The organism is Streptococcus sp. CL8.13 (assembly GCF_049737895.1).
In genome coordinates, this window is the sequence record NZ_JBKOTT010000014.1 from 1 (window position 1) to 10,809 (window position 10,809).

The following is a 10,809-nucleotide window of genomic DNA, read 5'->3' on the forward strand; positions in this document are numbered from 1 at the left end:
ATAGCTGGGAACTAAATGGCCTTCAATTTGGTATTACTGCTGGGGAGTCTCCAGAATTTGAAGACGAAGTTGTTGCAAGAAAATATAGTCGTGTCCCACTTTATTCTGACTGGCACCCTGAATTTGAAGATTATTATGGATTCAGCTTAGCTTGGAAAAAATACGAGTCTGATAGCGATTTGTCAATAGATTTTTATACAACATAAGAAAGTTATAAAACATCAAAAATTACATCTTACTATAGACTATTTAACAAAAAACGAACAGGCTCTTTTTCTGTCATTCAGAAAAGAACTTGTTCGTTTTGTCTTTTTTTCTTTTAAAACACGCGATAAACATAGGGATTCTCTGGTTTATCGACTTTGGTAAAGCTGTCAATTTCCAAGGTTGGGAGATTTTGTTTGAGTTCTTTATGGTAGTGATTGACCAGTTTTCCTTTGGCTGTAATCCAGGTATTATTTTCATACTGACGGGTATTTCCCTTTGTCAGCAATCCATACACACCCGAATCTGCGATACAGTGGATAATGCCGAAGCGGAACAGAAATTGGCTATTAGCATGACTGGGGTCATTATAGACAAAGCCTGTGAACTGGACTGTCTTGCCCTCGAATTCATCTGGATAGTCGTAGATAGCCTCCATGACTTCCATATAGTTTTCATTCGTGATGTGAATGCTCTCTTGGGACAAGTATTTATCCGCCGCCGTTCTCATTTCCTTTTCATAGGCTGTTTTTGAGAAATAAGAACTGGTATCTGGTTTCAAATATTGGCTTGTTGTCCCTTCACTTGTCTGAATGGCTTGATCCGTGCCTTCTGATAAGGGGAAATGATAGCCTTTGGCTGAAACGGTCTGAGAATCCAAGCTAACAGTTGGAAAAGTTAAGCCAACGACAATTGGAATGGCAAGAAGAGCAACACTCGTCACCTTAGCCATTCGGCTGTTCAGATGGCTATGGGTTTTGACTTGCTTCATCCAGATATACAATTGAACAATAGCCAAGATAAAGGAAAGTACCATGGAAATATAGGCCAGATAGGAATAGTGCATGTTGATGTACTGGTTTAATTTGCCCGACAGATGGAGATAAATAGTCAATTCAAAATAGCCAGCTAAAACTAAAAATCGAATCATAGGATGACTCCAATCAAGAGAGAATACACTAAGACGACAAGAGTCACAATCATAATGAAGTGACTGATAAATCGTGCTTTCAAGTAATTTTTCATCATGAGAATATTTTTGATATCCAGCATTGGGCCAATGACGAGAAAGGCCAAAACTGGTGCTAAGCCGAAACTCGATAGAAGAGAAGCCCCGATAAAGGCATCCGCCTCACTACAGAGCGACAGAAGAAAGGCCAAAAGCATCAAAAGCAGGATGGCAAAAAGAGGGGTTGCGCTGATAGAGGTTAGAATCCGAGTCGGAACATAAACCTGTATAACAGAGGCAAAGAGACAGCCAAATACCAAATAACGCCCCGTATCAAAAAATTCATCAATGGCTTGCACAAAAACTTGAAAAACTTTTTTTGCAGGACTCAAATGAGAAAAATCGTGCTCATGACAGGCCAAACGATTTTCTTTTTGAATCGGTTCTTGCCAGAAGAATCCTAGAAAAATCCCAAGTATCACAGCCACTACAATGGAACCTAGAGCTCGTAACAGAGTGACATGGAAGGAGTTCCCAAAGGCAGAATAGGTCGCAAAGAGAACAATAGGATTGATAACAGGCGCTGTTACGAGAAAGGGAACAGCCGTGTAACTGGGAACCTTTTTTTCCAGAAAACGATTGATAATGGGGACAATCCCACATTCGCAAGAAGGGAAAAGTATACCAACGAAGGTGCCAAAAAAGATTCTCCCCCAACGATTTCGAGGGAGAAAATGATAAACCTTTTCAGGTGTGATATAAACCTCAATCAGCCCTGAAACAATACTTCCTATCAGAACGAAGGGTAGGGCTTCAATGATAATGGAGAGAAAAATGGCTCCAGTCTGAAGCACACTAGAAGGGAGTTGTTGGAAAGCAGTCATCTATTTTTTCTTTTCTGCTTTAGCTTTTTTCTCTTTGTCATCAGGGAAAGTGACTTGTTTCAAATCTGGGAGTTTAGCAAACTCTTCAAACATCTTGTCCAAGTCGTCCGTTTTTGTAAATTTTACAGCCATAGGTGTACCTCGATTCTAAATTCTACCTCTATTATACTATTATTTTGAGGAAAATGGCGTTTTTTAATTTGTTTTCGATAGTTGATACTCTTCGAAAATCTCTTCAAACCATGTCAACTTCGCCTTGCCGTAGATATATGTAACTGACTTCGTCAGTCTTATCTACTACCTCAAAACGGTGTTTTGAGCAATCTGTGGCTAGCTTCCTAGTTTGTTTTTTGATTTTCATTGAGTATGAAAAGGATTGGAGCAAGCCTTCTAGCTTATGGTATAATAGATTCATGGAAAAAAAATATGAAAAAATCTCCCAGGATTTGGGAGTGACGTTAAAGCAAATTGATACTGTTCTAAGTTTGACAGCAGAAGGGGCGACTATTCCCTTTATCGCTCGTTATCGCAAGGACATGACTGGTAGTCTGGATGAGGTGGCGATTAAGGCTATTATCGACTTGGATAAAAGTCTGACAAATCTCAACGACCGTAAGGAAGCTGTTTTAGCTAAGATTCAAGAACAAGGCAAGTTGACCAAGGAGTTGGAAGAGGCAATCTTAGCTGCCGAAAAATTAGCAGACGTTGAAGAACTCTATCTTCCTTATAAGGAAAAGCGTCGTACCAAGGCAACCATTGCCCGTGAAGCCGGACTCTTCCCACTTGCTCGCTTAATCTTGCAGAATGTAGCGGACTTAGAGAAGGAAGCTGAAAAGTTTGTCTGTGAAGGATTTGCGACTGGTAAGGAAGCATTGTCTGGTGCAGTTGATATTTTGGTTGAAGCCTTATCGGAAGATGTGACCTTGCGTTCCATGACTTATCAGGAAGTGCTGAGACACTCTAAACTCACTTCTCAAGTCAAGGATGAAAGTCTTGATGAAAAGCAGGTTTTTCAAATTTACTATGATTTTTCAGAGACGGTTGGGAACATGCAGGGTTATCGTACCTTGGCTCTCAATCGCGGGGAGAAGCTAGGTGTCTTGAAGGTTGGTTTTGAACATGCAACGGACCGTATTCTTGCCTTCTTTGCTGCTCGTTTCAAGGTAAAAAATACCTACATTGATGAAGTGGTTCAGCAATCTGTTAAGAAAAAAGTCTTGCCCGCTATCGAGCGCCGTATTCGGACAGAATTGACTGAGAAAGCGGAAGAAGGGGCTATCCAACTCTTTTCGGACAACCTACGCAATCTCCTCTTGGTTGCTCCTCTAAAAGGGCGCGTGGTTCTTGGATTTGACCCTGCCTTTCGTACAGGTGCCAAGCTAGCTGTCGTAGATGCAACTGGGAAAATGCTGACAACTCAGGTTATTTATCCTGTTAAACCAGCATCAGCTCGTCAAATCGAAGAAGCCAAGAAAGATTTGGCAGACTTGATTGGTCAATACAGTGTAGAGATTATTGCCATCGGAAATGGTACTGCTAGTCGTGAAAGTGAAGCCTTTGTGGCGGAAGTTCTTAAAGATTTTTCAGAAGTCAGCTATGTTATCGTCAATGAAAGTGGTGCTTCTGTCTATTCTGCTAGTGAATTAGCTCGTCAGGAGTTTCCAGACTTGACAGTTGAAAAACGCTCTGCTATTTCTATCGCCCGTCGTTTACAAGATCCTCTTGCGGAATTGGTCAAAATCGATCCTAAGTCAATTGGTGTCGGCCAGTACCAGCATGATGTCAGTCAGAAGAAATTGTCTGAAAGTCTGGATTTTGTCGTAGATACTGTGGTGAACCAAGTCGGTGTCAATATCAATACGGCCAGCCCAGCTCTTCTTTCACACGTAGCTGGACTCAATAAAACCATTTCTGAAAACATTGTCAAATACCGTGAGGAAGAAGGAAAAATCACTTCACGCGCTCAAATCAAGAAAGTTCCGCGTCTGGGTGCCAAGGCTTTTGAACAGGCAGCTGGTTTCCTCCGTATCTCTGAAAGTAGCAATATCCTTGATAATACAGGAGTTCACCCAGAAAATTACGCTGCCGTTAAGGAACTTTTCAAACGTTTGGACATTAAAGACCTAAACGAAGAAGCCCAAAGTAAACTCAAGTCCCTTTCAGTCAAGGAAATGGCGCAAGAGCTAGACCTTGGTCCAGAAACTCTTAAAGATATCATTGCAGATCTTCTCAAACCAGGTCGAGATTTCCGTGATTCCTTTGACGCACCTGTGCTTCGCCAAGATGTCCTAGATATCAAGGATTTAGTGGTTGGTCAGAAGCTAGAGGGTGTTGTGCGTAACGTTGTTGATTTCGGTGCCTTCGTTGACATTGGGATTCATGAGGACGGTCTGATTCATATTTCCCATATGAGTCGCAAATTTATCAAACATCCTAGCCAAGTGGTGTCAGTCGGTGATTTGGTAACGGTCTGGGTTAAGAAAATTGATACTGAACGTGAAAAAGTCAATCTGTCGCTTCTAGCTCCAAATGAAACTGACTGATTACGTTAAGCAGGTTTCACTAGAAGACTTCAGCAGACCTTTTATCCATCATGTTCAGTGGAATAGGCGTCTACGTTCGACAGGTGGGCGATTTTTCCCCAAAGATGGGCATTTGGATTTCAACCCAAAGGTTTATCAGGAACTGGGTCTGGATGTTTTTAGGAAAATTGTCCGACATGAACTCTGTCATTATCACCTCTATTTTCAAGGGAAGGGCTATCAACACAAGGATCGGGATTTTAAGGAACTGTTGAAAGCAGTGGATGGATTACGCTTTGTGCCCACCTTGCCAAATAGCAACTCCAAACCAATTAAGCTCTATCGTTGCCAATCCTGCCAGCAAAGTTATCATCGCAAGCGAAAGATTGATATCAAACGCTATCGCTGTGGACTTTGTCGAGGTAAATTGCTACTAATAAATCAGCCTGAGGACTGATGAAAGCCGAGCCTACCCGTGTTATACTATGTCTAACCTAGCAGAAAGAGGAAATATCATGAACAGTAAATTTTATAAAATGAGACGAAATCGTATGATTTCAGGAGTTTTGGCAGGTCTGTCAGACAAGTGGAACTTTGATGTTACCCTTGTTCGTTTCTTATTTGCCATTTTTACAGTCGCAAACTTTGGACTTGGCGTGATTATCTATATCATCCTAGCTTCTATCATGCCTACCAAGGAAGAAATCGAAGCAGAAATGTACGGAACAGGCCCACGTAAACGCAAAGAAGCCCAAGCTATTGACGACAATGAAGGCTGGTTTTGGTGAGGTAGAAACAGTTATTTTACTGTTAGTCTATGAATTCGACTAATCTATTTTAACATTTCTTGAACCCTTGTATCCGCAAGGGTTTTCTTCTTACTTTCTTTTTATGGTAAAATATTTTTAATGAAATGCCTACATTTCCCCCAATCTTACAAAAATGTAAGATTAAAGTCTCTTTTGTAAGGTTAGGTTATGGCAAGCAGTCTTTTTTTGATGTAAACTAGACTCATAAAGAACAAAGGAGTAACATCATGAAACAAATCTTACATAAGAAAACAAGAAAACCAAGCCACAAAGATATCGAGCGCGTTCAGCTGGGATGCGCTATGATGCAAGCAACATTTCATTTGATGGGATATTAAGAAAGGAGATTCTCATGACACTTTTAGATGTAAAACACGTTCAAAAAATTTACAAAACTCGTTTTCAGGGCAACCAAGTAGAAGCCCTTAAGGATATTCACTTTACCGTCGAAAAGGGTGACTACGTTGCCATCATGGGTGAGTCTGGTTCTGGTAAATCAACTCTTCTCAATATTCTAGCTATGCTGGATAAACCAACTCGTGGTCAGGTTTACCTGAATGGAACAGACACCGCAACCATTAAAAATTCACAGGCTTCTAGCTTCCGTCGTGAAAAGCTGGGCTTTGTCTTCCAAGACTTTAACTTGCTAGATACTCTGTCTGTCAAGGACAATATCTTGCTTCCGCTTGTCTTGTCAAGAAGACCTATTACGGAAATGATGAAGAAATTGGTGGTGACAGCTGAGAATCTAGGTATCAACCAATTGCAAGAGAAGTACCCTTACGAGATTTCAGGTGGGCAGAAACAGCGTGTAGCAGTAGCCCGCGCCATCATCACAGAACCTGAAATTCTCCTTGCGGATGAGCCAACAGGCGCCCTTGACTCCAAATCATCTGCAGCTCTTCTTGATGTTTTTGATGAAATCAATGAGCGCGGCCAAACCATTCTCATGGTAACCCACTCAACAGCAGCAGCTAGCAGAGCTAAACGTGTACTCTTTATCAAAGACGGCATTCTTTACAACCAAATCTACCGTGGAGAGAAGACAGAACGTCAGATGTTCCAAGAAATCTCTGATACCTTGACTGTCATGGCAAGCGAGGTGAATTAGTATGTTTCGATTAACCAATAAGTTAGCGGTATCGAACTTGATTAAAAACCGCAAACTCTACTATCCTTTTGCGCTGGCTGTTCTCTTGGCAGTCACCGTCACCTATCTCTTTTACTCTCTAACCTTCAATCCCAAGATTGCAGAAATTCGTGGAGGGACAACCATTCAAGCTACTCTTGGATTTGGTATGTTTGTCGTCACCCTTGCGTCAGCTATTATTGTCCTTTATGCCAATAGTTTTGTCATGAAGAATCGTTCCAAGGAACTGGGGATTTATGGCATGTTGGGATTGGAGAAACGTCACCTGATCAGTATGACCTTTAAGGAGTTAGTGGTATTTGGGATTCTAACTGTTGGAGCAGGTATCGGTATTGGAGCCTTGTTTGACAAGTTGATTTTCGCTTTCCTACTCAAACTGATGAAATTAAAGGTAGAACTAGTCGCTACTTTCCAGATGAAAGTTGTCATTACAGTACTTGTTGTCTTTGGTTTGATTTTCCTAGGCCTCGTGTTCCTGAATTCCCTTCGAATTGCCCGTATGAATGCCCTTCAGCTCTCGCGTGAGAAAGCAAGCGGAGAGAAAAAAGGTCGTTTCCTACCTCTACAAACTATTCTTGGTTCGATTAGTTTAGGGATTGGATATTATCTTGCCCTTACGGTAAAAGATCCTCTTACAGCCTTAACAACCTTCTTCCTAGCTGTTTTGCTGGTTATCTTTGGAACTTATCTCTTGTTTAACGCAGGGATTACCGTTTTCCTCCAAATGTTGAAGAAAAATAAGAAATATTATTACCAGCCAAATAACCTGATCTCAGTGTCTAATTTGATTTTCCGTATGAAGAAAAATGCGGTTGGACTAGCAACTATCGCTATCTTGTCAACAATGGTTTTGGTGACCATGTCTGCAGCGACTAGTATTTTCAATGCCTCAGAAAGCTTTAAAAAAGTTCTAAATCCTCATGATTTTGGGGTTTCAGGGCAAAATGTTGAAAAAGAAGATTTGGACAAACTCTTGAGCCAGTTTGCAAGTGACAAAGGTTATAATATTAAAGAGAAAGAAGTGCTTCGTTACACTTACTTTGGTGTTGCAAACCAAGAAGGAAATAAGTTAACTATTTTTGAAAAAGGACAAAACCGTGTCCAACCCACAACAGTTTTCATGGTATTTGACCAAAAAGATTATGAAAATATGACTGGTCAAAAACTGTCTCTATCAGGAAATGAGGTCGGACTCTTTGCAAAGAATGAGGGAGTTAAAGAACAGAAAACTCTAACTCTGAACGATCATCAATTTTCTGTCAAAGAAGAATTTACTAAAGATTTCATTGTCAACCATGTCCCAAATCAGTTTAATATTTTGACTGCTGATTACAATTACCTTGTTGTTCCTAATTTGCAAGCATTTTTGGATCAATTCCCAGATTCGGCTATCTATAATCAGTTTTACGGTGGCATGAATGTAAATGCCAGCGAAGAAGAACAACTCAAGGTTGCTGAAGAATATGATAAATACCTCAATCAATTTAATGCTCAATTAAACAAGGAAGGTAGCTATGTTTATGGTAGCAATCTATCAGATGCTAGTGCTCAAATGAGTGCCCTCTTTGGTGGTGTCTTCTTTATCGGTATTTTCCTATCCATTATCTTTATGGTCGGAACCGTTCTGGTCATCTACTACAAACAAATTTCTGAAGGCTACGAAGACCGTGAACGCTTTATTATCTTGCAGAAAGTCGGTTTAGATCAAAAGCAAATCAAGCAAACCATTAACAAACAGGTTTTAACTGTTTTCTTTCTTCCTTTGCTTTTTGCCTTCATACATCTCGCCTTTGCCTACCATATGCTTAGTCTGATTTTAAAAGTGATTGGTGTAATAGATACGAATATGATGTTGATTGTGACCTTGTCTATCTGCGCTATCTTCCTTATCGCCTATGTGCTGATTTTCATGATTACTTCAAGAAGTTATCGCAAGATTGTCCAAATGTAAAAAAAGATACCTCGACTTCAAAATCGAGGTATTTCTTGTCTTCTAAATGCTGAAAAGTTGTCCGAGTAAGAAGGTAACTCCCATGGTCAAGAGACCAATAGCAAGGTTCCGAATCATAGCCGTTTTGGTTGGGGCTTTTCCAAGTCTTGCACTAGTGTAACCAGTGAGAAGAAGGGCCACACCGACGATAAGGACGGTAGCAAGGATGCGGTATTCACTTGGGAAAATGGTAATTGAAAGCATGGGTGGTAAGCTACCAAGGAAAAAAGAAATAAAGCTAGAGATGGCAGCGTGCCAAGGATTGGTAAACTCTTCATACTCTATCCCGTATTTTTCCTCTACCAAAGCCTTGAGCGGATTATTTAAAAAGGCTTTGTTGGTGAGAAGTTGGGCTGATGTTTCACACTCGCCATTTTGAATATAGGCAGCATAGAGGGACTTTTTGGCTAGTTCCATATCTTGGTCTAGCAAGACTTGCTCACGCGCAACGGCCGCTTCCTCAGTATCTTTTTGAGTTGAAACGGACACATATTCTCCACCTGCCATCGAAAAGGCACCGGCCAAAATAGCCGCAAAGCCTGATAAAAAGATAATCCAGATATTGGTCGTAGCACTAGCAACCCCAATAACTACACCAGCAATGGAAATAATTCCATCATTGGCACCAAGCACACCCGCACGCAGGATATTTAAACGACCTGCAAAATTTGAATCAATTTCGTGATTTGTTTCTGACATACTAATCTCCTTTTTATCCAGTATAAAGGAAACAGTTAATGAAATCAATCTTTTAAAAGTATCTGAAAAAAGTTGCACGATTTTAATTTTACGAGCTTTTTAAAAGTTAGAAACACCACTAGCTAGTAGAGAAGGATAAAAGAGAAGCAAAGCTGATAGACTAGTCCTTTTTCTACTTATCTATGGTATAATAGAAGGTAGATTTACTAATCGGAGTAAGAAAGATTTTATGATTAAACTAGTAGCAACAGATATGGACGGAACTTTTCTAGATGGAAACGGGCGCTTTGATATGAACCGCCTCAAGTCTCTCTTAGCTTCCTACAAGGAAAAAGGGATTTACTTTGCGGTAGCTTCAGGGCGCGGATTTCTGTCTCTAGAAAAATTATTTGCTGATGTTCGTGATGACATTATTTTCATCGCGGAAAATGGCAGTTTAGTAGAGTATCAAGGTCAGGACTTGTATGAAGCGACTATGTCTCGTGACTTTTATCTATCAACTTTTGAAAGGCTGAAAACTTCACCTTATGTAGATATCAATAAACTGCTCTTGACGGGAAAAAAGGGAGCTTATGTGCTAGATACGGTTGATGAGACCTATTTAAAAGTGAGTCAGCACTATAATGAAAATATCCAAAAAGTAGCGAGTCTAGAAGATATTACAGATGACATTTTCAAATTTACAACCAACTTCACAGAAGAAACGCTAGAAGCTGGTGAGGCTTGGGTAAACGAAAACGTCCCTGGTGTTAAGGCCATGACAACTGGCTTTGAATCCATTGATATTGTTCTGGACTATGTCGATAAGGGAGTGGCCATTGTTGAATTGGCTAAAAAACTTAGCATCACAATGGATCAGGTTATGGCTTTTGGAGACAATCTAAATGACTTGCATATGATGCAGGTTGTGGGACATCCTGTAGCTCCTGAAAATGCACGACCAGAAATTTTAGAATTAGCAGAGACTGTGATTGGTCACCATAAGGACCAGTCGGTTATAGCTTATATGGAGGGCTTATAATGGCAGATATAAAATTAATCGCATTGGACTTGGACGGGACCTTGCTGACTACTGATAAAAGGCTGACGGATCGTACCAAGGCAACCTTGAAAGCTGTGCGTGATCGTGGTATCAAGGTCGTATTGACAACTGGTCGTCCCTTAAAAGCTATGGATTTCTTTCTCCATGAGCTAGGGACTGACGGTCACGAAGATGAGTATACCATTACTTTTAATGGTGGTTTGGTTCAGAAAAATACAGGTGAAATTCTTGATAAGACAGTTTTTTCATATGATGATGTGACACGCTTGTATGAGGAAACAGAGAAATTATCACTGCCTCTTGATGCTATCTCAGAAGGAACTGTTTATCAAATCCAATCGGACCAAGAAAGTCTTTATGCCAAATTCAATCCAGCTTTGACCTTTGTTCTAGTGGACTTTGAAGACTTGTCTAGTCAAATGACCTACAATAAATGCGTGACTGCCTTTGCTCATGAACCCTTAGATGCAGCCATTCAGAAGATTTCTCCAGAATTGTTTGACCAATATGAAATCTTTAAATCACGTGAAATGTTGCTAGAGTGGTCACCAAAGAATGTT

At 40.4% G+C, this 10,809-nt stretch carries 11 protein-coding genes and 1 pseudogene; 8 read left to right on the plus strand and 4 right to left on the minus strand.

Going from position 1 to position 10,809, the window contains the following annotated elements; genetic code table 11:
• Positions 1-206, plus strand: a pseudogene (locus ACLNCN_RS00995) (hypothetical protein); the annotation flags it as partial.
• A gap of 113 nt (positions 207-319) precedes the next feature.
• On the opposite strand, the gene ACLNCN_RS01000 reads toward ACLNCN_RS00995, so the two are convergent.
• The 3 genes from ACLNCN_RS01000 to ACLNCN_RS01010 are packed head-to-tail and all read right to left on the minus strand — an operon-like array spanning position 320 to position 2,169.
• Positions 320-1,135 (minus strand): TIGR03943 family putative permease subunit, encoded by an 816-nt coding sequence (locus ACLNCN_RS01000; protein ID WP_049544146.1) that lies wholly within the window; start codon positions 1,133-1,135, stop codon positions 320-322.
• Positions 1,132-2,037: a permease gene (locus ACLNCN_RS01005; RefSeq protein WP_424844451.1), complete on the minus strand. Its 906-nt coding sequence runs from the start codon at positions 2,035-2,037 to the stop codon at positions 1,132-1,134. The genes ACLNCN_RS01000 and ACLNCN_RS01005 overlap by 4 nt, the downstream gene beginning before the upstream one ends.
• Positions 2,038-2,169, minus strand: a complete 132-nt coding sequence (locus tag ACLNCN_RS01010) for an SPJ_0845 family protein (RefSeq protein WP_371558905.1) — start codon at positions 2,167-2,169, stop codon at positions 2,038-2,040.
• Between the two features lie 281 nt (positions 2,170-2,450).
• Between ACLNCN_RS01010 and ACLNCN_RS01015 the strand changes: the two genes are divergently transcribed.
• From ACLNCN_RS01015 to ACLNCN_RS01035, 5 genes are all read left to right on the plus strand, one after another.
• Positions 2,451-4,580 carry a Tex family protein gene (locus ACLNCN_RS01015; RefSeq protein WP_424844452.1) on the plus strand — a complete coding sequence of 710 codons (2,130 nt, stop codon included), beginning with the start codon at positions 2,451-2,453 and terminating at the stop codon, positions 4,578-4,580.
• Positions 4,567-5,016, plus strand: coding sequence for a SprT family protein (locus ACLNCN_RS01020; RefSeq protein WP_125452117.1), 450 nt, complete (start codon positions 4,567-4,569; stop codon positions 5,014-5,016). Before ACLNCN_RS01015 ends, ACLNCN_RS01020 begins: the two co-directional genes overlap by 14 nt.
• Before the next feature lie 58 nt (positions 5,017-5,074).
• Entirely contained in the window at positions 5,075-5,347 is a 273-nt protein-coding gene (locus ACLNCN_RS01025) for a PspC domain-containing protein (protein ID WP_001085044.1), read from the plus strand.
• Positions 5,348-5,720: 373 nt separating this feature from the next.
• A complete protein-coding gene (locus ACLNCN_RS01030) occupies positions 5,721-6,479 on the plus strand; it encodes an ABC transporter ATP-binding protein (protein WP_000173372.1) in 759 nt (252 codons plus the stop codon).
• 1 nt (position 6,480) lies between these two features.
• On the plus strand, positions 6,481-8,469 hold the full coding sequence (locus ACLNCN_RS01035) for an ABC transporter permease (protein ID WP_424844453.1): 1,989 nt from the start codon (positions 6,481-6,483) through the stop codon (positions 8,467-8,469).
• A 42-nt stretch (positions 8,470-8,511) separates the two neighbouring features.
• On the opposite strand, the gene ACLNCN_RS01040 is transcribed toward ACLNCN_RS01035, so the two are convergent.
• Complete coding sequence (locus ACLNCN_RS01040; RefSeq protein ID WP_424844454.1) at positions 8,512-9,207, minus strand: VIT1/CCC1 transporter family protein; 696 nt, start codon at positions 9,205-9,207, stop codon at positions 8,512-8,514.
• A gap of 229 nt (positions 9,208-9,436) precedes the next feature.
• Here ACLNCN_RS01040 and ACLNCN_RS01045 point away from each other — a divergent pair, with 229 nt between their 5' ends.
• Both ACLNCN_RS01045 and ACLNCN_RS01050 read left to right on the plus strand, forming a co-directional pair.
• The gene (locus tag ACLNCN_RS01045) at positions 9,437-10,228 is read left to right on the plus strand and encodes a Cof-type HAD-IIB family hydrolase (protein WP_424844455.1); all 792 of its coding nucleotides are present in this window, start codon (positions 9,437-9,439) and stop codon (positions 10,226-10,228) included.
• On the plus strand, positions 10,228-10,809 hold a 582-nt coding region (locus tag ACLNCN_RS01050), incomplete at its 3' end, for an HAD-IIB family hydrolase (RefSeq protein WP_424844456.1). The genes ACLNCN_RS01045 and ACLNCN_RS01050, both read left to right, overlap by 1 nt.

Excerpts from the sequence above, each read along its gene's own strand:
- ACLNCN_RS01000 (WP_049544146.1), bottom strand. The coding sequence starts at position 1,135 with ATGATTCGATTTTTAGTTTTAGCTGGCTATTTTGAATTGACTATTTAT.
- ACLNCN_RS01005 (WP_424844451.1), bottom strand. The coding sequence starts at position 2,037 with ATGACTGCTTTCCAACAACTCCCTTCTAGTGTGCTTCAGACTGGAGCC.
- ACLNCN_RS01010 (WP_371558905.1), bottom strand. The coding sequence starts at position 2,169 with ATGGCTGTAAAATTTACAAAAACGGACGACTTGGACAAGATGTTTGAA.
- ACLNCN_RS01015 (WP_424844452.1), top strand. The coding sequence starts at position 2,451 with ATGGAAAAAAAATATGAAAAAATCTCCCAGGATTTGGGAGTGACGTTA.
- ACLNCN_RS01020 (WP_125452117.1), top strand. The coding sequence starts at position 4,567 with ATGAAACTGACTGATTACGTTAAGCAGGTTTCACTAGAAGACTTCAGC.
- ACLNCN_RS01025 (WP_001085044.1), top strand. The coding sequence starts at position 5,075 with ATGAACAGTAAATTTTATAAAATGAGACGAAATCGTATGATTTCAGGA.
- ACLNCN_RS01030 (WP_000173372.1), top strand. The coding sequence starts at position 5,721 with ATGACACTTTTAGATGTAAAACACGTTCAAAAAATTTACAAAACTCGT.
- ACLNCN_RS01035 (WP_424844453.1), top strand. The coding sequence starts at position 6,481 with ATGTTTCGATTAACCAATAAGTTAGCGGTATCGAACTTGATTAAAAAC.
- ACLNCN_RS01040 (WP_424844454.1), bottom strand. The coding sequence starts at position 9,207 with ATGTCAGAAACAAATCACGAAATTGATTCAAATTTTGCAGGTCGTTTA.
- ACLNCN_RS01045 (WP_424844455.1), top strand. The coding sequence starts at position 9,437 with ATGATTAAACTAGTAGCAACAGATATGGACGGAACTTTTCTAGATGGA.